Here is a 24,632-nt window from a genome sequence, read left to right on the forward strand (position 1 = left end):
CCGGGATATTTTCCCACGAAAGAAGCGCGCGGCGGCGGAACCGGGGTGGCGGGCGATGGTTGCGGATGCGATGGAACAAAAGCCTTATCCCGTTCGCGTGCCTTTGCACCGCAAGCCTTTGGGGGTGATCGGCTCGGCCATGGTCGCGCGGCGCAATGTGCTGGAGCTGATCCCCGAGATCGCCACCCGTCAGCCGATGGTTTCGGGCAAGGTCGGCAAGCGCTGGCATATGGTCATGGACCCCGAGGCCCTGCGCATCGTGCTGAAGGACCGGGTCGAGGATTATCCGAAATCGGTGGTGACCAAGCTGCTGCTGGAGCCCGCTATCGGCCAGTCGCTGTTCGTGGCCGAGGGCGCGCATTGGCGCTGGCAGCGCCGGGCTGCCGCCCCGGCCTTTGCGCAGCGCCATGTCGAGGCACTGGCCCCGGTGATGACCGCCGCCGCCGAGGCCAGCGCCCGGAGGCTGGCTGCCGCGCAGGGGCCAGTCGATGTCTTCGCCGAGACGGTGGCCGCGACCTTCGAGGTGATCTCGGATGTGACATTTTCCGGCGATGAGGGGTTCGACCGGGATGCGGTGCATCATGCGATCAATGCCTATATCGCGCGCATGGGGCGGATCTCGGTTCTGGATATTCTGGGCCTGCCGGGCTGGATCCCGCGTCCGGGGCGGCTGTGGGGCGGGGGCGATCTGCGGCGGATGAAGCGGGCCGCCGATCAGGCCATCGCCGCGCGCGCCCGGACCGGCCCGCGCCCTGTGCCCGATCTGCTGGACCTGCTGCGCGCCGGCGAGGACCCCGAGACGCAGCGTCGCATGTCGCTGGCCGAGCTGCGCGACAACCTGCTGACCTTCATCGTCGCCGGGCATGAGACGACGGCTCTGACGCTGGCCTGGGCGCTGTATCTGCTGGCCTTCGATCCCCAAGTGCAGGAGCGGGCGGCAGCCGAGGCGCGGGCGGTGCTGTCGGGGCGTGCGGCCACGGCGGCGGATCTGCCGCGCCTGCCCTATATCCGGCAGGTGGCCGACGAGGCCTTGCGGCTTTATCCGCCCGCCGCCCTGCTGTCGCGCACCGCGCTGGTCCATGACAGCCTTGGCGGGCGCGAGGTGCTGCCGGGCGACACGATCATGCTGCCGGTCTATGCGCTGCATCGCCACCATCTGCTGTGGGACGACCCGGACGCCTTTGATCCCGACCGCTTTGCGCCCGGCGTCACCCGCGACCGCTATGCCTTTCTGCCCTTTGGCGGTGGCCCGCGCATCTGCATCGGCGCCGGTTTCGCCCTGCAAGAGGCGGTGATCATTCTGGCCACGGTGCTGGACCGGCTGGAGTTCGCGCTGACCGCGCGCCTGCCGCAGCCGCGCATGATCCTGACGCTGCGCCCGCAGGGCGGGGTCTGGCTGAACCTCCGCGAACGCGCTTGAACCCGCGCCCGCACCGCGTCAGGATGGGGCCATGATCACCATCTATCACAAGCCGACCTGCTCGACCTCGCGCAAGGTGTTGCAGATGATCCGCGACGCCGGGCACGAGCCTCATGTCATCGACTATGCCCAGACCGGTTGGACCCGCGGCCAGCTGCTGGGCCTGTTCTCGGCCGCCGATGTGACGCCCGTGCAGGCCCTGCGCGTCAGGGGCACCGATGCGGCGGAACGCGGTCTGGTCGGCGCCGACGATGACACCATCCTGGATCACATGGTGCAGAACCCGCTGCTGGTCGAACGCCCCATCGTCTGCGGACCCGGCGGCGTGCGCCTGTGCCGCCCGGCCGAGCTGGTTGCCGAAACCCTGCGGCGCTGAGGCTTTTCCCGCGCGCCCCTGCGTGCTAATCGGCGCGGGAACCGCAAGGAAAGCCGCCTCCATGTCCGACCAGTCCGATCTGATCTCCCTTCGCCAGTCCTATCTTGACCGCATCTCGGGCGCCGCCGACGCCGATACGCTGGAGCAGGTGCGCCTGGCCGCCCTGGGCAAGAAGGGCGAAATCAGCGGAATGATGAAGGAACTGGGCCGCATGACGCCGGAAGAGCGTCAGACCCGCGGCGCGGAACTGAACCGTCTGCGCGATGAGGTCGACACCGCGCTGCGCGCCCGCAAGCAGGGGCTTGAGGATGCGGCGCTGGACGCCCGGCTCAAGGACGAATGGCTGGACGTGACCCTGCCGGGGCGTCCGCGCCCGCAGGGCTCGATCCACCCGGTCAGTCAGGTGACCGAGGAAGTCACCGCGATCTTTGCCGACATGGGCTTTCGCGTCGCCGAAGGGCCGCAGATCGAATCCGACTGGTTCAATTTCGACGCGCTGAACATCCCGCCCGAGCATCCCGCCCGGCAGGAACACGACACCTTCTTCATGGCCCGGGCCGAGGGCGACCTGCGCCCGCCGCATGTGCTGCGCACACATACCTCGCCGGTGCAGATCCGCGCCATGCAGGCGACCGGCGCGCCGATCCGCGTCATCGCGCCGGGCCGCGTCTATCGCATGGACATGGACCAGACCCATGCGCCGATGTTCCATCAGGTCGAAGGTCTGGCGCTTGGCCGCGACATTTCCATGGCGAACCTGAAATGGACGCTCGAGGAGTTCTGCCGCGCCTTCTTTGAACTCGACGAGGTCGAGCTGCGTTTCCGCGCCAGCCATTTCCCCTTCACCGAGCCCTCGGCCGAGGTCGATATCCGCTGCTCGTGGGAAGGCGGCAAGCTGACGCTGGGCCAAGGCAATTCCTGGCTGGAAATCCTCGGCTCGGGCATGGTGCATCCCAAGGTTCTGGCCGCCGGCGGCATCGACCCGGACCAATGGCAGGGCTTTGCCTTCGGCATGGGCATCGACCGGATCGCCATGCTGAAATACGGCATACCGGACCTGCGCGCGTTCTTTGAATCGGACCTGCGCTGGCTGCGGCATTATGGTTTTGCTGCCGGCGACGTGCCGAGCGTGGCGGGCGGGTTGTCGCGGTAAGCGGCAAGGAGAATTTAAACTCCAATCCATTAACTTGATATGATGCGCTGATTTGTGTGCCACTAGGCCAAAGCTATTAAACGGCGGTCTTATTATGTGGATGGGCACTTTCTTCGCAATCGCGCTGCTTTTTCCTTTTTCTGCTGCGGCGTGGGAGTTTTTGAATATTGAGGGGGAAGGAGCAGGCACATTGAATGCCTGCGCTGCTATTCAGGACTATCGGGACAGTTTCGTCATAGTTCGCCTTTATGGCGACGTGCTGGACATCGTATTTCACCATCAGGATTTCGCCTTGCCCTACGATCAGGTGCTCGGACCGGTTGGTGTCGACCTTGATGGTGCGATTTACATCGCTGCGGCGAGCACATTCGCGCGTGGTGGCTCCGATACCCATTCTACGACATCAACCGTGCAGATGCTCTTCAAGCCGGACGAATTTGGGAAGATCTTTAACGCATTTCGTAACGGACGCATGCTGCGCGTCGTTTTTCCTAACGGTGACAGCTACAGCATTCCGCTCGCCGGCAGTGCCCGCGCTTTGAATATGGCCTCAGATTGCTGGCGTGCCAAGCAGACCGGTCCTGATGAGAAAAATCCTTTCGTGGTTCCCGAGCAGAAAAATCCGTTTCAAACACCTGCTAGCCAGCCTGGCAATCCTTTCGAAGTGCCTGCCTGATCCTATACCCCCTCACAACGCCCCCTGAATCATCAAAAACCCTGGCAGCCAGCCGGTAAACACGCCCACCAGCAGCGTCACCCAGCCCGCCTTGCGCGCTACCGGCATCCGCAGCGCCAGCATCAGGAAATACAGAAACCACAGCCCTGCCCAAGCCAGCCAGTTCACCGCCATCCATGTCTCGCCGGCGCCAAGCGCATCGCGGAACGCCAGCACTGACACCGGCAGCGCCGTCACGGCGACGAACAGGCTGAACCAGCCAAGGCCGCGGCCATCCGCGCCCGAAATCCGGTTCCATGCCACCCACAGATAGGTGGTGCAGAACAACAGGGACAGCGTGGCGTTGCGGATCGAGGCCGCGTCGGCCTGATGGCCAAAGGCATCGTGCAAAACCACCGCGCCCGAGACCAGCGCCGTGACCAGATTGATCACCACGATCTCGCGCCCGTCGATGCGGTCCAGAAGCCACAGCCCGTTGATGACCAGAACGGCCCCGACATAGAACAAGACGAACCCGGTCAGCATTTCCCCCTCATGTCAGCCTGAAAGGCTGACCGAGGCTCTAGCCGGGCGCGCGCGCCGGCACTACGCGCCGGCGTCGATAATCAGCATCAGAAATGCCGGGGGAATGACCCGCGATCAGCCCAGCCGCGAGCCAAGCCGATAGCGGATCTCGTCCTTGTCCTCCTGGATCATGCCGGGGATCAGGAACAGGTCGATCAGCGCCCACAGGCAGACCAGCCCGATCAGCGGCCAGCCGATCAGGATCGGTGCCGTCAGCCAGCCCAGACCCCACATCGCCAGCATCAATAGGCCGCTGACCCAGCGCCCCAGATACATGCGATGCGCGCCAAAGCCCCACAGAAAGATCGCCAGCAGATAGGCGACCAAAGGCGATTTGGCGTCATTGGCGACCCGTTGCTCGATCAGCATTTCGCGTTGCGTGTCCATTGGCTCCCGTGTCCAGAATATCTGGTCTATGTTAATGTCCCTTACATATAGGGCGGCGGCGGCGCGCGACAAGATCGGTGCACAGGCTGTGTACGCCCGGTGTACGCGCCGTGTACGGCTGTCACAGCGCCATCCCCAGCAATTGCTGGAAAATCCGCGTCAGGCGGGTCGGGGCGGTGCACAACCCTACCATTCCGCCGCGCCATGCGCTAAGGGACGCGCAAACGACCGGAGCCCGCGCCCATGAAATTCACCCTCTCCTGGCTCAAAGAGCATCTCGACACCACCGCCTCGCTGGATGCGATCACTGAGGCGCTGACCGATCTGGGTCTGGAGGTCGAGGGCGTGACCGATCCGGCCAGCCGCTTGAAATCCTTCACCATTGCCAAGGTGATCGAGGCCGTCCAGCACCCGGATGCCGACCGCCTGCGGGTCTGCAAGGTGATGACGGACGAGGGCGAAAAGCAGATCGTCTGCGGCGCGCCCAATGCGCGGGCCGGCATTACCGTGGTGCTGGCCAAGCCCGGCGATTACGTCCCCGGTCTGGATGTGACGCTGAGCGTGGGCAAGATCCGCGGCGTCGAAAGCCATGGCATGATGGCGTCCGAGCGCGAGCTGGAGCTTTCCGACGAACACAATGGAATCATTGAGCTTTCCTCGGGTGAAGTTGGCCAGAAATTCGTCGATTGGCTGGCCCTGAACCGCCCCGAGGCGGTCGATCCGGTCATCGAGATCAAGATCACCCCGAACCGTCCCGACGCGCTTGGCGTCCACGGCGTCGCCCGCGATCTGGCCGCGCGCGGTCTGGGCGTTCTGAAACCCATTGCCGACGTTTCGGTGCCGGGCACGTTCCCCAGCCCGATCAAGGTGGTGATCGCGCCAGAAGTGGCTGAAAAGGCGCCGTTCTTCAGTGGCCGTCTGATCCGGAGCGTCGAGAATGGCCCCTCGCCGGAATGGCTGCAAAAGCGCCTGACCGCCATCGGCCTGCGCCCGATCAACACGCTGGTCGACATCACCAATTTCTTCACCTTTGACCTGAACCGCCCGCTGCACGTGTTTGACGCGGCCAAGGTCAAGGGCGACCTGCATGTCCGTCCCTCGGCCCCGGGCGAGGAACTGCTGGCGCTGGACGGCAAGACCTATGCCTTTGCCCCCGGCACCATGATCATTGCCGACGACCAAGGCCCGGAAAGCATTGCCGGAATCATGGGCGGTGAGCATTCGGGCTGTTCGGATGAGACCACCGATGTGTTTCTGGAAAGCGCCTATTGGGACCCGATCGCCATCGCGACCGTGGGCCGGGCGCTGAAGGTCAATTCGGATGCGCGCTACCGCTTTGAACGCGGCGCCGACCCGGCATTCACCCAAAAGGGGCTGGAGCTGGCGACGCAGATGATCCTTGATCTGTGCGGCGGCGAGCCCTCTGAGGTCGTGACCGCAGGCGCGATCCCCGACACCACCCGCAGCTATGCGCTGGATCCGGCCCGTGTCATCAGCCTTGTCGGCATGGAGATCCCCGAGGCCGAGCAGCGCCGCACCCTTGAGGCGCTCGGCTTCCGGCTGGAAGGCGATCAGGCCTTCGTGCCCAGCTGGCGCCCTGACGTGCTGGGCAGTGCCGATCTGGTCGAGGAAGTCGCCCGCATCGCCAGCCTGACAAAGCTGCAAGGCCAGCCTTTGCCTCGCCCGCAGGCCGGCGTGCCGCAGCCGGTGCTGACGCCTTTGCAGCGCCGGGAATCGGCGGCGCGGCGCCTGGCGGCCAGCCTTGGCTACAATGAATGCGTCACCTACAGCTTCATCGACCAGCCGGCAGCCGCGCTGTTCGGCGGCGGCGCCGACGCGGTGCGGATCGAAAACCCGATCAGCAGCGAGATGACCCATATGCGCCCCGACCTGCTGCCCGGCCTGCTGGCGGCGGCGGCGCGCAATCAGGCGCGTGGCTTCATGGATCTGGCGCTGTTCGAATGCGGCCCGGTCTTTGCCGGCGGCGAGCCGGGCGAGCAGGACCTGCATCTGACCGCGATCCTGGTCGGCAATACCACGCCGCGCGACCCCTATGCCTCGCGCCGCAAGGTCGACATCTATGACGCCAAGGCCGATGCCGAGGCCGTGCTGGCCGAGATCGGCGCCCCCGCAAAGGCCCAGATCAACCGCAAGCTGGCCGCGTGGTGGCATCCCGGCCGCGCCGGCAATGTCGCGCTGGGTCCGAACGCGCTGGCCACCTTTGGCGAGATCCACCCCAAGGTCGTGCGCCACTTCGGTATCAAGGGCACGGTTGTGGCCTTTACCGTCCGTATCGCCGCCGTGCCGCTGCCCAAGGTGCGCACGCCGTCCCGTCCGGCGTTGGCGCTCTCGGGCCTGCAAGCGGTCGAGCGTGATTTCGCATTCGTCGTCGATCCGCAGGTCGAGGCGCTGACGCTGGTCAATGCTGCAGCCGGCGCCGACAAGGCGCTGATCGAGCGGGTGACGGTCTTTGACCAGTTCACCGGGCTTGAGGGCGGCAAGAAATCCATCGCCATCACCGCCCGACTGCAACCCAAGGACAAGACCCTGACCGATGCCGAGATCGAGGCCGTCAGTGCCAAGATCGTCGACAAGGTCAGCAAGGCCACCGGCGGCGTGCTGCGGGGCTAAGCGAATGCCGGCCCTATGGGGCCGGCGGCCTGCCCTTACTGCACCGTGACCGAGACGCAGCCTTTCAGGCTGCCGGGCATGCCGGGGGCCGTATTGTTGGTGCAAAACTTGTCGGTGCCCTTGAAACCAGCAGCGGGCGTATAGATTATCCCTTGCGGTGACAAAGTGATCTTGCCCGATTTGGGGGCGCGGGTCAGCTTGACCTGCGTTGCCGGGGTCTTGCTTTGCCCTTTGATAAAGCTGGGATAGCCGATCACGCACTGCTTGTCGCCTGCGGACATCTGGAATTTGCCATTGCCTTGGCCGCTGGCCCAGCCGCGCCCGTTGCTGCCCGAGCATTCCGCCTGAGCGGCGCCCGCTGCCAAAAGCCCCCCGATTACAAGACCGAAAAAAGCACGTTTGAACATGATGACCTCATTACATGGAAACTCGTTCGAGCGTATCACGGAAAGGTGATTCTATAAGGCCGTATTTTGAGGTGATCTGGCAGGATTGGGGCCAAGCGACAGCGCAGGATCACTTGCAGATTGCCGAGCCGTCGTAATGCCGACACGGGGGCAGTCATCGGGCGAGCGCGAGCTGAAATCCCGCCTTTTGGAGAATGCTCATTGCATGCGTCGCGCGTACTTATGGGACGACCCGACGACCGATATTTCGCAATACCGGCAAGCCCGCCGAATAACGCCCCCATGTGCAATCAGCCCCAGCCTGATTACGGCGCCACCAAGCCCATCATATTCCGGCCCATGCCGCGCCGAAATCAGGGCACGAATGCCGACGCTGCCATGATCCAGCTCACCGGTGGGTCGCTCATGCGTTTGCTTTCCCAGCCTGCAGCAGGGCGCAGCGCAGGTGCGCCTCGCCCCGGCCCGCAGCCCCGATCCGCCCTTTACGCCGCGCCGACCTCGATGCCGCGCTGAACGGCGGGGCGGGCAAGGAAGCGGTCCAGATAGGCCTGCACATTGGCAAACCCGTCCATGCCGGTTTCCGCCTCGGCCTCGTAATTCACCCGCACCGTGCGCAGCCACGGCCCGATCGCCATATCGGCGATGGAATATTCGCCAGTGATCCAGTCGCGGCCCTGCAATTGCTTGTCGAGCACACCCAAAAGCCGCCGCGCCTCGGTGAAATAACGGGTGCGCGGGCGGGGATCCTCGATCTCCTTGCCCTTGTAGCGGTGAAAGAACCCGACCTGACCCAGCATCGGCCCCAGCCCGCCCATCTGCCACATCAGCCATTGGATGGTGTGATAGCGCGCGGCGCCCGAGGCGGGCAGGAATTTCCCGGTCTTGTCGCCCAGATAGATCAGCATGGCGCCGGTCTCGAACAGGCCGATGGGCTGGCCGTCCGGCCCGTTCGGGTCGATCATCGCCGGGATCTTGTTATTGGGGTTCAGCGACAGGAACTCCGGGGTGAACTGGTCCTCGGGGTCGGTGATGCTGATGCGATGCGCGTCATAGTCCAGCCCGCATTCCTCAAGCATGACCGAGGTCTTGATGCCATTTGGGGTATTCAGTGTATATAGCTGGATCACGCCGGGCCGCTTCGGTGGCCAGCGGCGGGTGATCGGAAACGCGGCAAGATCGGTCATATCGGCCTCTATGGGTATGGGCTGGATTTTCGCCGTCCGTTGTGGGCACACTCGCGCCAACGCGTGCGACATGAAAAAGGTAAGTACATGCTGAAGGAATTCAAGGAATTCATCGCCAGGGGCAATGTCGTCGATCTGGCAGTCGGTATCATCATCGGTGCCGCGTTCACGGCGATCGTGAACTCGCTGGTGGCCGATCTGATCAACCCGATCATCGGTCTGCTGACGGGCGGCACCGATTTCAGCGGCCATTATCTGGTGCTCAAGGGCGACGTGCCCGCCGGGGCCAGCCTGAAGGCCGCCCGCGATGCCGGGGCCGCGGTCTTTGCCTATGGCTCGTTCCTGTCGGCGGTCATCAACTTCCTGATCATCGCATGGGCGGTGTTCCTGCTGGTCAAGGGCGTGAACAAGCTGCAAAGCGCCGCTGTCCGCAAGAAAGAGGAAGAAGCCGCGCCGGCCGGCCCGACGCAGGAAGAGCTGCTCATGCAGATCCGCGACGAGCTGCGCGCCAACCGCGCCTGAGCCTGAACAGATCGGCGGCGCATGCCTTGGCCTGCGCCGCATTTCTTTGCGCCACCCCCGTAATCGTGCAAAGATCGGACGCGAAAGCCCGACTTTCCCGCAGGAGATCCCGGCATGATCGAGCTTGACGCAATCGACCGTCGCATCCTTTCGGTGTTGCAGCGCGACGGGCGCATCACCAATGCCGAACTGGCCGCCGAGGTTGCGCTATCGGCCAGCGCCTGCCACCGCCGTGTGCAGCGGCTTGAGGAAACCGGGCTGATCCGGGGCTATGTGGCGCTGCTGGACGCGCGCAAGCTGGAGCGGCCGACGACGGTTTTCGTCGAGATCACGCTGTCAGGACAGGCCGACGAGCTTCTGGAAGCCTTCGAGCGCGAGGTGCGCAAGATCCCCGATGTGCTGGAATGTCACCTGATGGCCGGATCGGCGGATTACCTGTTGAAGGTGGTGGCGCAGGATACCGACGATTTTGCCCGCATCCACCGCCAGCGGCTGGCCAAGCTGCCGGGCGTGGCGCAGATGCATTCGTCGTTTTCGCTCAAGACGGTGGCCCAGACCACGGCCCTGCCGGTCTGAGGGCAAAGATCCAAGGGCAAAAGAAAACCCCCGCCGGGGCAGGGGTTCTCGGAAACGAACGTGTCGCTCGTCTTACAGTGCGCCTTCGCGCTGTGCCTTTTTACGGGCCAGCTTGCGGGCGCGGCGGACGGCCTCGGCCTTTTCACGGGCCTTTTTGACCGAGGGTTTCTCGAAATGCTGCTTGAGCTTCATTTCACGGAACACCCCCTCGCGCTGAAGTTTTTTCTTCAGAGCACGAAGCGCCTGTTCGACGTTATTGTCGCGAACACTTACCTGCATGTGGTTGTCACCACCTTCCTAGGTTAAAGTTGAGCTGAATTGCAGGACGCGGCCTTCTAGCAAGGCGAATCGCTTTTGTCCAGAATTTCCGGCCACCACGAGGAGGGAGCCATGACCAGCGAAAAAGACCGCCTGATCGAGGCGGCGCTGCAGCATGTGATTTTCGACGGCATGTCCGACCGCGCGGTGGAACAGGGCGCGCGCGACATCGGCATGACGGCGGCGCTGGCGCGGGTGCATCTGCCGCGCGGCGGCGTCGATCTGGCCGCCGCCTATCACCGCCGCGGCGATGCCGCGCTGCGCGCCGACCTTGCCGCCAACCCGCCGCAGGGCCGCTTTCGTGACCGCGTGGTCGAGGCGGTGATGCGCCGGCTGGCGTTGTCGGATCGCGAGATGGCGCGGGCGGGGGCGGTGGTCTTTGCCCTGCCGCAGAATGCGGCCTTGGGCGCGCGGCTGGTCTGGGAAAGCGCCGATGCGATCTGGGAGGGGCTCGGCGACGAATCCCGCGACGTGAACTGGTATTCCAAGCGGGCGACGCTTTCGACGGTTTACGGCGCGACGGTGCTTTACTGGCTGGGCGACGGCTCGCCCGAGGCCGAAGAGACCCGTGCCTTTCTCACCCGCCGCGTCGAGGGGGTGATGCGCTTTGAAAAGTTCAAGGGGCGGATGGCGGCCCTGCCGGGGGTCTCGTCGCTGGCGGGGCTGGCGACCGGCTGGATCCGCCGCCCCGAGGCCCGGCGCGCGCCGGGATATGCCGCAGGCCAGCCGGCGGCGGCCATGGACAAGGGTGACGCATGAAGATTCCGGACGTGATGCAGGCCATCGAGATCACCGCCCCCGGCGCGGCCGAGGTGCTTCAACCGGCGACCCGGCCGGTGCCGGTGGCGGGCCATGGCCAGATCCTGATCCGGCTGGCCTGGTCCGGGGTGAACCGGCCCGATGTGCTGCAGCGCGCCGGCGCCTATGCGCCGCCTCCGGGGGCGTCGGACCTGCCGGGGCTGGAATGCGCGGGAACGGTCGCGGCTTTGGGTGGTGGCGTCACCGGTTGGCAGGTGGGCGATGCGGTCTGCGCCCTGCTGCCCGGTGGCGGCTACGCCGAATATGCCACCTGCGCGGCCGAGCATGCGCTGCCGGTGCCGGCGGGTCTGGATCTGCGTCAGGCGGCGGCCCTGCCCGAAACCGCCTTCACGGTCTGGTCCAATGTCGTCATGCGCGGCGGGCTGCGCGCGGGCGAACGGTTTCTGGTCCATGGCGGCTCGTCGGGCATCGGCACCATGGCAATTCAGGTGGCGCGCGCGCTGGGGGCGCGGGTCTGGGCCACGGCCGGATCGGATGAGAAATGCGCCGCGATCGCTGCCTTGGGCGCCGAGCCGATCAATTATCGCGAACAGGATTTCGTGGCCGAACTGCAGCGGGCTGGCGGGGCCGACCTGATCCTCGACATGGTCGCCGGCGATTATCTGGCCCGCGATCTGCGCGCGCTGGCCGATGACGGCCGGCTGGTGCTGATCGCCTTTCTGGGCGGGGCGCGGGCCGAGCTGAACTTTGCGCCGATCATGTCCCGGCGCCTGACGGTCACCGGCTCGACCCTGCGCCCGCAATCGGATGCCGCCAAGGCCGCTATCGCGACGGAATTGCGCGAGCGCCTCTGGCCCTTGATCGAAACCGGCGCCGTCAAGCCGCTGATCGACAGCACCTATCCTTTGGCCAGGGCCGCCGAAGCCCATAGCCACATGGAATCGAGTGGCCATATCGGCAAGATCCTGTTGCAGGTGGCGGCCGAGGACTGAGCCCGCAACGCCTGCTGCGGCTGCCGGTGCCTCCGGCGGGGATATTTGAACACGAAAGAAGCCGTTAACCGAATCGCAAGCTTTTGGTGCCAGTCTGGCACTACGGGACAGGCGGGGACGCCGATGACCGTCACGAGAGAAGCCACACCCCGACCTCAGCTCCGGCGGGCGGGGTGTGTGCGTTTCTTTCGTGTCTAAATATCCCCGCCGGAGGCACCGGCCGCGCCGTTAGCGCGGCGCCTGCATCAGGAAGCTGCCGTTGCAATCGCGCTGGCTGTCGGAGGCGCAGGCGCGGGGTTCAAGGTCGCGGGTCAGGCAGATCCGCACCTCTTGCAGCGCCTTGTTGCGGCAGGTGACGGTGATGCCCTGCGGCTGCATGCCGGGGTTCGCCTCGATGAAGGCGTCTTCGACCACCTTGGCCGGCAGGTTCACGTCGCGCGACAGCCCGGCCAATGTTTCCGGCACCCGGATGCGCTGTGCGGCCTTGCGGGTCAGGGCAAAATAGTCCTCTGCCGGCAGACCCGTGCAGCGGCCGTGTTTCTTCCATTGATACCAGGCCAGCCCGCCCGATCCCATGATGTCCGACATGGCGCCGCTTTCCTGGCGCGAGGGGTTTCTGGCCGTCGTGCGGCAGTCCGAGGGCCAGCCCTGTTCGTATTGCGGCCAGAGCCCGTGCACGGTGAAGCCCAGCTTGCGGCCGGTGGCGCATTGCCCGGCGTCGTCCCTGTCGCCTTCGCTGCTGCACCAGCTGGGCGACCAGCTGAGCGACAGGACATAATAGTCGAAACGCCCCGCCACATCCTGGGCGAAGGCCGGCGCTGTGATCAGGGTCAGGGCAAGGGCAAGCAGTCTCATGCGCCGATCCTAGCCGGCCCCGGCAGCGCAGGCTACGAAATTCAGGCTTTATTCCAAGCCCGCGACAGCTTATATAACCCGGCAATCCCCCCTGAAAATGGAATGGCGCCCGCCAGAAGCCGTTTTCCCGGCCGAAGAACTATTGTTTAAGGAGAAGGTCATGAACAAGCCGCTGATGGCCAAGGCCACCGCAGTCTGGCTGGTCGACAACACGACGCTGAGCTTCAAGCAGATCGGCGATTTCTGCGGCATGCACGAGCTGGAAGTTCAGGGCATTGCCGACGGCGATGTGGCCGCCGGCGTCAAGGGCTTCGATCCGGTCGCCTCGAACCAGCTTGACCCGAAAGAGATCGAAAAGGGTCAGAAAGACCCGCGCTACAAGCTGAAGCTCAAGCACAACCCCGCCGCCGAGGGCGAGGAAAAGCGCCGGGGCCCGCGCTACACCCCGCTGTCGAAACGTCAGGACCGGCCCAATGCCATCTTGTGGCTGGTCAAGTTCCACCCTGAATTGGCCGATGCGCAGATCGCCAAGCTGGTCGGCACGACCAAGCCGACCATCGCCTCGATCCGCGAGCGCACGCATTGGAACATCCAGAACATGCAGCCGATCGACCCGGTGGCCTTGGGTCTGTGCCGTCAGTCGGAGCTGGATGCCGCCGTGCAGAAAGCCGCCAAGCGCAAGGCCTCGGAAGGCGGCACCATGACGGATGACGAGCGCCGCAAGCTGCTGTCCACCGAAACCTCGCTGGCCATGTCCGACGAGCCGCGCATGCCGTCGAGCATCGCCGGGCTGGAGAATTTCAGCCTGACCCGCGAAGAAGAACAGCCGGCTCCGGCGGATCTGGATGCCGACAGCTTCTTCAACCTGCCCGATGCGGATGACGAAGACGACGAAGACGACAACTGATCGCAAAACCCCCGAAGCAGATGCTTCGGGGGTTCTTCGTTGCAGCTTGCCGGTTCAGATCGACAGGCAGATGTATTTCATTTCCAGATAGTCTTCGATGCCATGGCGCGAGCCTTCGCGCCCCAGCCCCGATTGCTTGACGCCGCCAAAGGGCGCAACCTCGGTCGAGATGATACCAGTGTTGACGCCGACGATGCCGTATTCCAGCGCCTCTTGCACCCGTGTCACCCGGCCGATGTCGCGGGCGTAGAAATAGGCGGCAAGGCCAAAGATGGTGTCATTGGCGCGCGTGATCGCCTCGGCCTCGGTGTCAAAGCGGAAGAGCGGCGCCAAGGGCCCGAAGGTTTCCTCGGTCGAGACCTGCATGGCGTCGGTGATCCCGGTCAGCACCGTCGGTTCAAAGAAGAGCCCTTGCATCGGCTTGCCGCCGGTGACGACGGTGGCGCCGCCCGCCAGCGCGTTCTGGATATGCTCCTCGACCTTGGCGACGGCTTTCTCGTTGATCAGCGGGCCGGTGGTCACGCCCTCGGTCAGCCCGTCGCCGACGCGCAATTTCTCGACTGCCGCCGCCAGCTTTTCGGCGAAAGCGTCATAGACCCCGGCCTGCACATAGATGCGGTTGGCGCAGACGCAGGTCTGGCCGTTGTTGCGGAATTTCGAGGCCATGGCGCCCTCGACCGCCGCGTCCAGATCGGCGTCGTCAAAGACGATGAAGGGCGCGTTGCCGCCCAGCTCCATCGAGCATTTCAGCACCTGATCGGCGGCCTGACGCAGGAGCACGCGGCCCACCTGCGTCGAGCCGGTGAAGGTCAGCTTGCGGATCAGCGGGTTCTCGCAGAACTCCTTGCCGATGTCCGAGGCGCGCGACGAGGTGACGATGCTGAACAGCCCGGCCGGCACGCCGGCGCGTTCGGCCAGCACCGCCAGCGCCAGCGCCGAAAGCGGCGTTTCCGCTGCAGGCCGGCCGACAAAGCCGCAGCCCGCCGCAAGCGCGGGGGCGCATTTGCGGGTGATCATCGCATTCGGAAAGTTCCAAGGCGTGATCGAACCCACCACGCCGATCGGCTGGCGGATCACGGTCAGGCGCTTGTCGGGCTGGTGGCCGGGAATGGTTTCGCCATAGATGCGCTTGGCCTCTTCGCCGAACCATTCGATGAAACTGGCACCATAGGCGATCTCGCCTTTGGCCTCGGCCAGCGGCTTGCCCTGTTCGGCGGTCAGGATCTTGCCCAGATCCTCCTGGTTCTCCATCATCAGGTCGAACCATTTGCGCAGGATCTGCGCGCGCTCCTTGGCGGTGCGCGCGGTCCATGCGGTCATCGCCCCGGCGGCGGCGGTGATGGCGCGGGCCACCTCGGCGCGCGACAGATCGGCCACCCGTGCGATCACGTCGCCGCGCGCGGGGTTGGTCACCTCGAAGGTGGCGCCGTCATCGGCGTCGATCCATGCACCGGCCACATAGGCGCGGGTCTGCAGCAGTGTGGGATCCTTGAGCAGCGTTTTCAGGTCGGTGGTCTGCGTGGTCATGGCGGTATCATCCCTGTTTTCGTTGGCCGCAGGCTTGCGGTTTCCCTGTGCAAACGCAAGTGCGGCACATTCAGGGGCGCGATCACGCAAAACTTGATGGACCCCGAAGGCTGCGGCTGCGTTGGGCAGATATCGTCAGGCTTTTCCCTCTTGGCGTGTTCAGACTGCGGGGCGGCGGATCTCTCTCCTGCCGCCCCGCTTTTTCATGGCGCGGGGCGGCCGCCTTTCCAGCAGGGTTGCAGATCGCCCGGACGCGGCGTGGCGGCATGGACGCCGCGCGCAATGGCGCGGGCCAGCACGCAGGCGGCGGCATGGCCCAGCTGAAAGGGCGTCAGCACCGGGTCGGGCAGGGCGCGCGCCCCGGTCGACACGGCAAAGACCAGATCGCCGTCCAGCGGCGTGTGGCTGGGCAGGATGGCGCGGGCCATGCCGTCATGCGCGGCGGTGGCAAGCCGCGTCAGCGCCGCCTTGTCCAGGGCTGCATCGGTGGCGACAATGGCGATGGTCGTGGCCTCGCCCAGCCTTTTGGCCAGCGCGGGCTCGGCGCCGCCGTCATGCATCCCGGCCATGCCAAGGCCGCCGAATTCGCCATCCAGCTCCCATGGCGCGGCCCAGAACTGCCGGGTTTCGCCCACGGTGACCGAGCCCAAGGCATTGACCACGACCAGCGCCCCCACCGTGATCCCGCAATCCAGCACCGCCGAGGCCGAGCCGAGGCCGCCTTTCCAGCGATGGGTCATGGCGCCGGTGCCGGCGCCCTCGCTGCCAAGCGCGAAATCGGCCCCGGCCCCGGCCAGCGCCGCCCGCCCCAGCGCCGGATAGGGGTTGTCCTGCCAGTCCTTGTCGCCGCCGTTCAGCAGGTCAAAGACGATGGCGCCGGGCACGATCGGCACCCGCACCGGGCCGACAGGAAAGCCGCGCCCCTGCGCGCGCAGCCCCGCCGCCACCCCGTCGCAGGCCGCCAGCCCAAAGGCCGAGCCGCCCGACAGCACCAGCGCATCGACACTGGGCACCATCTTGTCGGGCGCCAGCAGATCGGTTTCGCGCGTGCCGGGGGCGCCGCCCATGACATGCACGCCGCAGGCCAGCGGCATCGGTGCGGTCAGCACGGTCACGCCCGAGCGCAGCGCGTCGTCGCGGGCATTGCCGACCATCAGGCCGGCGACATCGGTAATCAGGTTGCGCTGTCCGCGACGCATCTTTGCCCTCAGCCTCGTGACCGAACCGGGGTGCTGCGCCCGGCGTTGCAGGACGGTAGGCCCGCGCCTAGATTACCTGCAACCGCTTTTCGAAAGGCCGTGACCATGACCGCACCGCTGCACCGCATCTTTGATCGCCCGCTGGACGCCGAGGTCCCCAAGGGGCTGGACCAGGCCATTTTCGGCATGGGCTGCTATTGGGGCGTCGAACGCCTGTTCTGGCAGCTGGACGGGGTCTGGCTGACCTCGGTCGGTTTTGCCGGCGGCAATGTTCCCGATCCCACTTACAAGCAGGTCTGCGAGGGCGGCACCGGCCATGCCGAAGTCGTGCGCATCATCTATGACAGCTCGCGCATCAGCTATGAGCGGCTGCTGCAGGTGTTCTGGGAAAACCACAACCCGACGCAGGGCAACCGGCAGGGCAATGATGTCGGGTCGCAATACCGCTCGATGATCATGTATTTCACCGACAGCCAGCGCGCGGCGGCCGAGCTGAGCAAGGCCGATTATTCCAACCGGCTGGCGGTCGAGGGCTTTCCCGACATCACCACGCAGATCCTGCCCGCCGGCCCCTTCTATCCGGCGCAAGAGGATCACCAGCAATATCTGGACCGCTACCCGGACGGCTATTGCGGGCTGCGCGGCACCGGCGTACAGGCGCCTCTGACCGATGTTTCCGAGGAGCTCTGATGTCCACCTGGACCGCGCTGACCCAGACCAGCGGCCGCGATGCCGCCGAAGCCCTTGCCGAACTGGGCGAGGAGCTGACCCCCGAGCCGGTCGGCAGCGGCGTCTTTGAAATCGAGGACGGATCGAACCGCTGGGAGGTGGGTCTGTATTTCACCGAGGCGCCCGACGAGGTCGCCTTGGCGCTGCTGGCCGCAGCCTGGGGGGCCGAGCCCTTCGTCGTGTCGGAACTGCCCGAGGTGGATTGGGTCGCGCATGTCAAACGCGAGCTGGCCCCGGTCGAGGCCGGGCGCTTTTTCGTCTATGGCAGCCATGATGCCGACAAGGTCCCCGAAGGCGCCGAGGCGCTGCTGATCGAGGCGGCGATGGCCTTTGGCACCGGGCATCACGCCACGACGCGCGGCTGTCTGCTGGCGCTGGACCGGCTGATCGGGCAGGGCGTCTCGCCCGCCCGCATTGTCGATGTGGGCTGTGGCACGGCGGTGCTGGCAATGGCGGCAGCGCGGGTATTCCCGGTCGTCGTGCTGGCCGGCGACATCGACCCGCAGGCGGTTGACGTGGCGCGGGCCAATGTCATCGCCAATGGGCTGGACGGCAAGGTCGAATGCGTCGAGGCCATGGGCTTTGACCATCCGCTGATCGAGGGTGCGGCGCCCTTTGACCTGATCTTTGCCAATATCCTGAAACAGCCGCTGATCGATCTGGTGCCGGATATGGCGCGCTATCTGGCGCCGGGCGGCCGGGCGATCTTGTCGGGCATCCTGACCACGCAGGCGGATGAAGTCGCCGCTGCCTATTCCGCAGGCGGTCTGACGCTGGAGCGGCGCGACGATTACGGCGACTGGTCGACGCTGGTGGTCCGCAAGGGCTGAGCCCCTTGCCCGCACACTCGGGCAAGGGCGCCCCCGCGTGGGGGTAGACAGATCATTCCTCGACAGGCCATGCTTCATCGCCTGTCGAGGATTGCACCATGTCCCCTGAAACCCTGCTGCTGTTCGTTCCCGCCTGCTTTGCCCTGAATATGGCCTTTGGGCCGAACAACCTGCTGTCGGTGACGGTTGGCGCCCGGCTGGGCTTGCGCGCGGCCGTGATTGCCGGGACGGGGCGGCTGGCGGCCTTTGCCATGATGATTGCCGTCGCCGCGCTGGGCATGGGCGCGCTGTTGATGGCCTCCGAGATGGTCTTTACCGCGGTCAAGATGCTGGGCGCGGCCTATCTGGTCTGGCTGGGCCTGCGCATCCTGCGCGCGGACGCCGGGCTTGCGCTGCCGGGCGGGCAGGGCACCCCGGACGGGGTCCGGGCGCGGATCCGGCGCGAATTCATGATCGCGATCGGCAACCCCAAGGCGATCCTGATCTTTACCGCCTTTTTCCCGCAATTCGTCGCGCCTGCGCATTATTGGAGCAGTTTCCTGATCCTTGGGGCGATCTTTCTGGCGCTCGAAACCGTGGCCATCGCGCTTTATGCCTATGCGGGAACCCGGCTGTCGGGGGTGATGGCCAAGGCGGGCGGGCTGCGCTGGATCAACCGCATCAGCGGTGCCGCCATGATCGGCTTTGGCGCCCTGCTGGCGTTGGCGCGCCGTCCTGCCGGCTGATTGCGGCCCCCGCCGACCGCCTGCTCTTGCGTCGGCCTTTCGGCATGAAAAAGGCGCCTGCGGGACAACCCGCGGGGCCTGTTTGCATAGTCAGTCGCGCCTGAAATCAGCGGGCGTGCGCGATACGCTCGATGTCGCCGCGGCACAGACCGATATCGTCCAGTTCGCGATCCGACAGACGGTTCAGCGCGTTCTTGGTCACGCGCGCATCGTTCCACGCGGCCAGAGCGGCAAAGAATTTCGAGCCGAAGCCCAGCGAGGCCACGCCACCATGGACGCGGTTGGTGTCGATTGCCGACATGATGTCACCTGTGAATTGGGTTTGCCCGCAACGGGGCGTTTACTTGATGACCAAGCATATAGTTCGGGCAGTTTGAAAACTCTACGTGCGTGGCGGCAATCCCGCTATGCAGTGCGCGCATAAGCCGCCGTTTTCATTAACTTTTTGTAACGCAAGCCGATTCCGGGGGCAAGTTTGCAAGAAAGCGCCGCTTCTTGCTTCAAAACCGGCATCCGATTGCGACAAAAACGCTCGGATGCGTCAGCCCCAATCTCCCAGCGCTGCCTGCCACAGGGCAAGTGACGCCACGGCAGCTGTGTCGGCGCGCAGGATCCGCGGGCCCAAAGAGACCGGAGTGACATGCGCCAGCCGGGTCAGGCGGGCCCGCTCTGATTCGGAAAACCCGCCTTCGGGGCCGATCAGGATCGCCCATGGCCCGCGCGGCAGCCCGGCCAGCACCTGTGCCGGGCCGGCAAGTGCCTCGTCTGCCCACAGAATACGCCTTTGGCTGTCCCAGCCGTCCAGCAGCCGCGACAGCGGCGCCAGGTCGGCGACCTCGGGCACATAGGTGCCGCCGCATTGCTCGGCAGCCTCTACGGCATGGGCCTGCAAGCGGTCCTGCCGGATGCGTTCGGAATTGGTGTGCTCGGTCTGCACTGGCATGATGCGGGCCGCGCCCATTTCCGCCGCCTTTTCCACGATGAAATCGGTGCGGGCCTTCTTGATCGGGGCAAACATCAGCCACAGGTCCGGCGGATCGCGTTGCGGCGCGGTCTGCGCCTCGGCCACCGCCGTGCCGCCACGCCGGCTGAGCCCGTCGATGCGTGCCAGCCATTCGCCGTCGCGGCCGTTGAAGGCCAGAAACGCGTCGCCCGCGCCCTGTCGCATCACCGTGCCCAGGTAATGCGCCTGATCGGCATTCAGCGGGATGCCTTGTCCCTCGGCCAGCGGGTGCTCTATGAACAATCTGATTTTCGCCATGATGGGGCGCAGCCTAATGCAGACCGACCAGCCTATGCCAGAGGCTCACCGCAGTGTTTCGGACGCCCCGCCCGACAATTGGGTGGACCGTTACGCGCCGTCCGGCTGGCGGCCATGGCTGCGGCTGTCGCGCGCCGACCGGCCGATCGGGACATGGCTGCTGCTTTTGCCCTGCTGGTGGGGGATCGGGCTGGCAATGATCGCCGGCGTGCCACAGTGGCGCGACCTGTGGATCGCCGTGGCATGTGCGCTGGGGGCGGTGCTGATGCGCGGCGCCGGCTGCACATGGAACGACATCACCGACCGCGACATCGACGACAAGGTGGCGCGCACGCGGTCGCGGCCTATCCCGTCGGGGCAGGTCACGGTCCGGGGCGCGGTGCTGTGGATGGCCGCGCAGTCGTTGGCCGGGCTGGTGATCCTGCTGACGCTGGGGCCGGCTGCGGTGATTCTGGGCGTGGCCTCGCTGGCGCTGGTGGCAATCTATCCCTTTGCCAAGCGCTTCACATGGTGGCCGCAGGTGTTTCTGGGGCTGGCCTTTAACTGGGGCGCGCTGCTGGCATGGGCCGCGCATATGGGCAATCTGGCGCCGGCGCCGCTGCTGGCCTATGCCGCCGGCATCTGCTGGACGGTCTTTTACGACACGATCTATGCCCATCAGGATACCGAGGACGACGCGCTGATCGGCGTCAAATCCACGGCGCGGCTGTTTGGCCGCGACACTGCGCGCTGGCTGGTCGTCTTTGGCAGCGCGGCGGTGGGGCTTCTGGTGCTGGCGGTGCTGGCAGCGGGGCCGCATGGGCTGGCGCTGCTGCTGGCGCTGGTGGGCATCGCCGCCTTTGCCGGGCATCTCTTGTGGCAGCTGAAGCATTTCGACATGTCGAGCCCGGCGGTCTGCCTGCGGCTGTTCCGCTCGAACCGCGATGCCGGACTGTTGATCGCGGGGTTTCTTGCCTTGGCCGGGCTGGTCTGATTGTGAATCTGGCCGGGCCGCGCTACATGCGGTAAACCGGAAACAGCCCGAAGGTCCCCCGGATGGCCAATCCCAAACGGCACCGCGCGCCGATCCTGAGCAGCCTGATCGCGCTGATCGCCGCCGGCGGTCTGGCTTGGCTGGGAGCCAGCAAGGCGGCCGAATTCATCGAGCATCGCAATCAGGCCGAGGTGACGCGCGCCCTGCAGCAGGGCGGCTTTGGCTGGGCCGGTGCCGCGACCGACGGGCTGTTGGTGCGGTTGACCGGCACCGCTCCCGACGAGATCCAGCGTTTTCGCGCCAAATCCGCCGTCGATGCCGTGGTCGAGCCGGGCCGGGTCATTGATGACATGCAGGTGGCCGCCAGCCGGGCGCTGGCGCAGCCGCAATTCGCCATCCAGCTTTTGCGCAATGATGACGGTATTTCGATCGTCGGGCTGGTCCCGGCCTCGCTGGACCGGGCGGCCATGGTGGCGGCGCTGCGTCGGCAGGCCGGCACCGCCACGGTCACCGATCTGGTCGAGGCCGCCGATTACCCGGTGCCGCCGGGTTGGGACGCGGCCTTCGTCTATGGCATGAAGGCGGCCGAGATGGCCCGGCGCGGCAAGGTCTCGGTCACGCCGGGCAAGGTCGCGGTGCGCGCCATCACCGACAATGCCAATGAACGCCACGATCTGGAGCAGATGCTGCGCCGCGCCAAGCCGGCCGATGTCGCGCTGGAGCTGGACGTGACCGCGCCGCGCCCGGTGGTGACGCCCTTTACCCTGCGCTTCGTCAAGGACATGGCCGGGGCGCGTTTCGACGCCTGCGCCGCCGACAATGCGGCTGACCGCGACCGCATCCTGCAGGCCGGGATTCAGGCCGGCATCCCCGGCGAGCCGCAATGCCTGCTGGCCCTGGGTGTGCCCAGCCCGGTCTGGGCCGATGCCGCCGTGGCCGGGGTGCGCGCCGTCGCCACGCTGGGCGCGGGTGCGGTCACCCTGTCGGATACCGAGATGGCGCTGTTCGCGCCGGCCTCGGTCGATGATGCCGCCTTTGACGAGGCCGTGGGTCGGCTTGAGGCAGGGCTGCCGCCGGGATTCACCCTGAGCTCGGATCACGAGGTCAAGGTGGTGGCGCCGCAGGGTCCGGCGGAATTCAGCGCCAGTCTGAATGGTGGCGGCGTCATGCTGCGTGGGCGTATCGGCGACGACCGCATGCGGCAGACGGTGGAAAGTCTGGCGCGGGCGCATTTCGGCGCCGTGGACAGCGCCTTGCGCGCCGATGCCTCGGTGCCCGAGGGCTGGACCCTGCGCGCCATCGCCGCGCTTGAAGTGCTCGAAGGGCTGGATCACGGCGCGGTCACGGTGACGCCGGGGCTGATCAAGGTCAGCGGCGTGTCGGGCAGCAAGACCGCGACCGACCTTGCCGCCGCGCGGCTGGCGCAGCGGCTGGGCGCGGGCGCGCGCTATGAGCTGGCGATCCGCTATGACCGGCGGCTGGACCCGATTCTGGGCCTGCCCTCGGGGATGGAATGCGTCGATGCGCTGAACGCCACCATGCGCGAATCCGAGATCGGCTTCGAGCCGAGCAAGGCGCTGATCGCGGGCGACCCCAAGCCGGTGCTGGAGCGGCTGGCCGAGACCATGCAGGACTGCGGCGACTATCGCATCGAGGTCGGCGGTCATACCGATTCGCAGGGCTCCGAGGCCGTGAATGCCGAGCTGTCGCGCGGCCGCGCGCAGGCGGTGCTGGAGGCGATGACCAAGGCCGGCATCGACACCTCGAACATGACCGTCAAGGGCTATGGCGCCGCCGTGCCGGTGGCCGACAATGACACCGACGCCGGCCGCGAGGCGAACCGGCGCATCGAATTCACCCTGCTGTCGGAAATCCCGGTGCTGGCCGAGGCGCCCAAGCCTGCGGTCAAGGTGACCGGCGTCACCGACAGCGCCGAGGTGGCGACGCAGCGCGTGGAACAGGCGGCGGTGGCCGCTGCGACCGGCGCGATCCGCCCGGTGCTGGCGCCGGTCGCCGTGAGCCCCGGGCTGGCCCCGGCCCATGCCGGCGCTATCGCCAGCGCGCCGGCGGCCATCGTGGTCCATCCCGCCGTGGCGACGGCGATCATCGACGCGCTGACCGTGCCAGCGGTCGAGGCCGCCTTCCCCGATCCGGAGGCCGGCACCGATGCGGGCATCCCGCTGGAGGCCCTGCCGCCGCTGAACCCGCTGGCCCCGCCCGAATTTCCGCAGGCGGCCAAGCCGTGAGTGCAAATCTTTCCCACGGGAGCCGCCCATGAACCGTCAGGAATTCATCATCGCCACCGCGATCATCCTGTTCGCCGCCTTTGTCCTGGGCTGGTTCGCAAGCTGGCTGATCCACCGCCTGTCGCGCGTCACCCGCGCCGAGATCGGCGCACTGGAGAGCATGGCGCAAGAGCTGCACGAGGCCGAGGAAGCGCGCGACAGCGCCGTGGCGCAGCTGGAAGAGCGCGAGGCCGATCTGGTGGCGCGGCTGGGCACGGCGGAATCGGCGCAGAAGGCCGCCGAGGACGAGTTGGCCGAGGCCCGGGCCGAGATCGAGGAACTGCGCGCCTATATCGACCGCAAGCTGGGCCGCTGACGGCACGGCCTTTCGAAGTCAGACGTCGTTGCTTTCTTGTTGTAGCCGGGCCAGCGCGGCCGTCATCCGCTGGTCGGCCTCGGTGCCAAGCCGGGCATGACCGGGGGTGCGGGCGCAGATCCTCCACCAGTGTCGCAGATAGGGCAGGTGCGCGGCACGCAGGGGCAGGCTATTGTTTAGCCGCAGCACCGCGCTGCCGCTGCGGCGCAGGTGCTTTAGTACCTGCTGTTCCTGATCCTCACTCAACCGCCAGTAGGCCGGCTTCAGCACCGGACCGGCGAAATGCAGCACGGCAGGGTCGGACATGATCCGCTTGGGCGATTCTGCCCAAAAGCGGTGATTGTAACGGTCACGCAACCGCGTGTAATGGCTGCCGTGGCTGAGTGAAAACAGGCCTTGGTCGCCGAAACGCAGCCCCAGCCGCTCGTGTGCCCATTCGGCGGTGTCGAGATAGGTTGCGATCCCAATCCCGTCGCGGCGGAACCGGCTCAGGTTTAATACGATGGCACCGCTGTTGATCAGCCCGCGCGATACTCTGCGAATCACCGCCGCCGGCACACCGCAGTGATGTGCCCGGCGCGCGTTCCCGATCAGCAGCGGTGGCAAGTCAATGAACTCGCGACAGGCCACCAGATATTTGCCTAGGAAGGGGTGGTTCAACAGTGGCACCAGATCGCCGGTGACGATGATGTCGCTGGCATCCAGATAGATTATTCGGTCCAAGTCATCGGGCAGCTGCTGATGCGCCACAAACCACAGGAAACGCGCACTGTCTGGCTTGCCGCCAAGTTCTTGCAGCCGGGCAAAGCTGGCAGCATCGGGGACTCGCACCGGGCGCAGCTCAATATTACCGAGGGTGGCGCAGAATTCCGCCAGTGCCCGGATCTCGAGCATCGGAATATCCTGCTCGAAAAGCCATAGCCGGATATGATCCAGTGGGTGTGCCTCGGCCAGGGACAGTATCATCACCTGCACGATGTCGAGATGCCGGCCGGCGAATGAGGTCATCACGTCTAGCCGGGTCGGTTTGCGGTCGCGATATCGTCGCCGCAGATGTCGG

27 protein-coding genes are annotated in these 24,632 nt (G+C 66.1%); 16 read left to right on the forward strand and 11 right to left on the reverse strand.

Annotation, left to right across the window (positions count from 1 at the left end; translation table 11 throughout):
• The first annotated feature begins 70 nt into the window (after positions 1–70).
• The 4 genes from GL279_RS02280 to GL279_RS02295 all read left to right on the forward strand — a co-directional run bounded on the left by GL279_RS02280 (position 71) and on the right by GL279_RS02295 (position 3,625).
• On the forward strand, positions 71–1,420 hold the full coding sequence (locus GL279_RS02280; protein WP_155063000.1) for a cytochrome P450: 1,350 nt from the start codon (positions 71–73) through the stop codon (positions 1,418–1,420).
• A gap of 31 nt (positions 1,421–1,451) precedes the next feature.
• Complete coding sequence (locus tag GL279_RS02285) at positions 1,452–1,796, forward strand: arsenate reductase family protein (protein ID WP_155063001.1); 345 nt, start codon at positions 1,452–1,454, stop codon at positions 1,794–1,796.
• Between the two features lie 61 nt (positions 1,797–1,857).
• Positions 1,858–2,949, forward strand: coding sequence for a phenylalanine--tRNA ligase subunit alpha (gene pheS, locus GL279_RS02290; protein WP_155063002.1), 1,092 nt, complete (start codon positions 1,858–1,860; stop codon positions 2,947–2,949).
• Between the two features lie 94 nt (positions 2,950–3,043).
• A complete protein-coding gene (locus GL279_RS02295) occupies positions 3,044–3,625 on the forward strand; it encodes a hypothetical protein (protein WP_155063003.1) in 582 nt (193 codons plus the stop codon).
• 12 nt (positions 3,626–3,637) lie between these two features.
• Here GL279_RS02295 and GL279_RS02300 read toward each other — a convergent pair whose 3' ends face one another.
• Both GL279_RS02300 and GL279_RS02305 read right to left on the reverse strand, forming a co-directional pair.
• On the reverse strand, positions 3,638–4,150 hold the full coding sequence (locus GL279_RS02300; RefSeq protein WP_155063004.1) for an AmiS/UreI family transporter: 513 nt from the start codon (positions 4,148–4,150) through the stop codon (positions 3,638–3,640).
• A gap of 114 nt (positions 4,151–4,264) precedes the next feature.
• Positions 4,265–4,576: a TM2 domain-containing protein gene (locus GL279_RS02305; protein WP_155063005.1), complete on the reverse strand. Its 312-nt coding sequence runs from the start codon at positions 4,574–4,576 to the stop codon at positions 4,265–4,267.
• Positions 4,577–4,819: 243 nt separating this feature from the next.
• Here GL279_RS02305 and pheT point away from each other — a divergent pair, with 243 nt between their 5' ends.
• Positions 4,820–7,207 (forward strand): phenylalanine--tRNA ligase subunit beta, encoded by a 2,388-nt coding sequence (gene pheT, locus GL279_RS02310; RefSeq protein WP_155063006.1) that lies wholly within the window; start codon positions 4,820–4,822, stop codon positions 7,205–7,207.
• Positions 7,208–7,242: 35 nt separating this feature from the next.
• On the opposite strand, the gene GL279_RS02315 is transcribed toward pheT, so the two are convergent.
• Both GL279_RS02315 and GL279_RS02320 read right to left on the reverse strand, forming a co-directional pair.
• Complete coding sequence (locus GL279_RS02315) at positions 7,243–7,614, reverse strand: Ig-like domain-containing protein (RefSeq protein ID WP_155063007.1); 372 nt, start codon at positions 7,612–7,614, stop codon at positions 7,243–7,245.
• Between the two features lie 482 nt (positions 7,615–8,096).
• Entirely contained in the window at positions 8,097–8,798 is a 702-nt protein-coding gene (locus GL279_RS02320) for a glutathione S-transferase C-terminal domain-containing protein (RefSeq protein ID WP_155063008.1), read from the reverse strand.
• An 87-nt stretch (positions 8,799–8,885) separates the two neighbouring features.
• Here GL279_RS02320 and mscL point away from each other — a divergent pair, with 87 nt between their 5' ends.
• Both mscL and GL279_RS02330 read left to right on the forward strand, forming a co-directional pair.
• Positions 8,886–9,320 carry a large conductance mechanosensitive channel protein MscL gene (gene mscL, locus GL279_RS02325; RefSeq protein ID WP_155063009.1) on the forward strand — a complete coding sequence of 145 codons (435 nt, stop codon included), beginning with the start codon at positions 8,886–8,888 and terminating at the stop codon, positions 9,318–9,320.
• Between the two features lie 117 nt (positions 9,321–9,437).
• A complete protein-coding gene (locus GL279_RS02330) occupies positions 9,438–9,896 on the forward strand; it encodes an Lrp/AsnC family transcriptional regulator (protein ID WP_343039690.1) in 459 nt (152 codons plus the stop codon).
• Positions 9,897–9,968: 72 nt separating this feature from the next.
• Here the strand turns inward: GL279_RS02330 and rpsU are convergent, their stop codons facing one another.
• Positions 9,969–10,175, reverse strand: coding sequence for a 30S ribosomal protein S21 (rpsU, locus tag GL279_RS02335; RefSeq protein ID WP_011748553.1), 207 nt, complete (start codon positions 10,173–10,175; stop codon positions 9,969–9,971).
• 111 nt (positions 10,176–10,286) lie between these two features.
• Between rpsU and GL279_RS02340 the strand changes: the two genes are divergently transcribed.
• Together GL279_RS02340 and GL279_RS02345 are read left to right on the forward strand one after the other, a co-directional pair.
• On the forward strand, positions 10,287–10,973 hold the full coding sequence (locus GL279_RS02340) for a COQ9 family protein (protein WP_155063011.1): 687 nt from the start codon (positions 10,287–10,289) through the stop codon (positions 10,971–10,973).
• Positions 10,970–11,965, forward strand: coding sequence for an NAD(P)H-quinone oxidoreductase (locus tag GL279_RS02345; RefSeq protein WP_155063012.1), 996 nt, complete (start codon positions 10,970–10,972; stop codon positions 11,963–11,965). The genes GL279_RS02340 and GL279_RS02345 overlap by 4 nt, the downstream gene beginning before the upstream one ends.
• Positions 11,966–12,193: 228 nt before the next feature.
• Here the strand turns inward: GL279_RS02345 and GL279_RS02350 are convergent, their stop codons facing one another.
• On the reverse strand, positions 12,194–12,820 hold the full coding sequence (locus tag GL279_RS02350; RefSeq protein ID WP_155063013.1) for a ribonuclease T2 family protein: 627 nt from the start codon (positions 12,818–12,820) through the stop codon (positions 12,194–12,196).
• A gap of 160 nt (positions 12,821–12,980) precedes the next feature.
• Between GL279_RS02350 and GL279_RS02355 the strand changes: the two genes are divergently transcribed.
• The gene (locus GL279_RS02355) at positions 12,981–13,727 is read left to right on the forward strand and encodes a DUF1013 domain-containing protein (protein WP_155063014.1); all 747 of its coding nucleotides are present in this window, start codon (positions 12,981–12,983) and stop codon (positions 13,725–13,727) included.
• A 54-nt stretch (positions 13,728–13,781) separates the two neighbouring features.
• On the opposite strand, the gene GL279_RS02360 is transcribed toward GL279_RS02355, so the two are convergent.
• Together GL279_RS02360 and GL279_RS02365 are read right to left on the reverse strand one after the other, a co-directional pair.
• On the reverse strand, positions 13,782–15,254 hold the full coding sequence (locus tag GL279_RS02360; RefSeq protein ID WP_155063015.1) for an NAD-dependent succinate-semialdehyde dehydrogenase: 1,473 nt from the start codon (positions 15,252–15,254) through the stop codon (positions 13,782–13,784).
• A gap of 203 nt (positions 15,255–15,457) precedes the next feature.
• On the reverse strand, positions 15,458–16,453 hold the full coding sequence (locus GL279_RS02365) for a P1 family peptidase (protein WP_155063016.1): 996 nt from the start codon (positions 16,451–16,453) through the stop codon (positions 15,458–15,460).
• Positions 16,454–16,558: 105 nt separating this feature from the next.
• Between GL279_RS02365 and msrA the strand changes: the two genes are divergently transcribed.
• From msrA to GL279_RS02380, 3 genes are all read left to right on the forward strand, one after another.
• Positions 16,559–17,143, forward strand: coding sequence for a peptide-methionine (S)-S-oxide reductase MsrA (msrA, locus tag GL279_RS02370; RefSeq protein WP_155063017.1), 585 nt, complete (start codon positions 16,559–16,561; stop codon positions 17,141–17,143).
• Positions 17,143–18,012, forward strand: a complete 870-nt coding sequence (locus tag GL279_RS02375; RefSeq protein ID WP_155063018.1) for a 50S ribosomal protein L11 methyltransferase — start codon at positions 17,143–17,145, stop codon at positions 18,010–18,012. Before msrA ends, GL279_RS02375 begins: the two co-directional genes overlap by 1 nt.
• Before the next feature lie 98 nt (positions 18,013–18,110).
• The gene (locus GL279_RS02380) at positions 18,111–18,737 is read left to right on the forward strand and encodes a LysE family translocator (RefSeq protein WP_155063019.1); all 627 of its coding nucleotides are present in this window, start codon (positions 18,111–18,113) and stop codon (positions 18,735–18,737) included.
• Positions 18,738–18,843: 106 nt separating this feature from the next.
• On the opposite strand, the gene GL279_RS02385 is transcribed toward GL279_RS02380, so the two are convergent.
• Together GL279_RS02385 and GL279_RS02390 are read right to left on the reverse strand one after the other, a co-directional pair.
• Positions 18,844–19,038 (reverse strand): DUF1127 domain-containing protein, encoded by a 195-nt coding sequence (locus GL279_RS02385; RefSeq protein WP_155063020.1) that lies wholly within the window; start codon positions 19,036–19,038, stop codon positions 18,844–18,846.
• 240 nt (positions 19,039–19,278) lie between these two features.
• Positions 19,279–19,998 (reverse strand): 16S rRNA (uracil(1498)-N(3))-methyltransferase, encoded by a 720-nt coding sequence (locus tag GL279_RS02390; protein ID WP_155063021.1) that lies wholly within the window; start codon positions 19,996–19,998, stop codon positions 19,279–19,281.
• Between the two features lie 16 nt (positions 19,999–20,014).
• Here GL279_RS02390 and ubiA point away from each other — a divergent pair, with 16 nt between their 5' ends.
• The 3 genes from ubiA (at position 20,015) to GL279_RS02405 (ending at position 23,572) form a co-directional block, all read left to right on the forward strand.
• Positions 20,015–20,971 carry a 4-hydroxybenzoate octaprenyltransferase gene (gene ubiA, locus GL279_RS02395; protein WP_155063128.1) on the forward strand — a complete coding sequence of 319 codons (957 nt, stop codon included), beginning with the start codon at positions 20,015–20,017 and terminating at the stop codon, positions 20,969–20,971.
• A gap of 62 nt (positions 20,972–21,033) precedes the next feature.
• Entirely contained in the window at positions 21,034–23,217 is a 2,184-nt protein-coding gene (locus GL279_RS02400) for an OmpA family protein (RefSeq protein WP_246175089.1), read from the forward strand.
• Between the two features lie 28 nt (positions 23,218–23,245).
• Positions 23,246–23,572 carry a hypothetical protein gene (locus GL279_RS02405; protein WP_155063022.1) on the forward strand — a complete coding sequence of 109 codons (327 nt, stop codon included), beginning with the start codon at positions 23,246–23,248 and terminating at the stop codon, positions 23,570–23,572.
• 18 nt (positions 23,573–23,590) lie between these two features.
• Here GL279_RS02405 and GL279_RS02410 read toward each other — a convergent pair whose 3' ends face one another.
• A complete protein-coding gene (locus GL279_RS02410; protein ID WP_170293903.1) occupies positions 23,591–24,580 on the reverse strand; it encodes a glycosyltransferase family 8 protein in 990 nt (329 codons plus the stop codon).
• Between the last annotated feature and the right edge of the window lie 52 nt (positions 24,581–24,632).

Source organism: Paracoccus limosus (genome assembly GCF_009711185.1).
Classification (GTDB): Bacteria; Pseudomonadota; Alphaproteobacteria; order Rhodobacterales; family Rhodobacteraceae; genus Paracoccus; species Paracoccus limosus.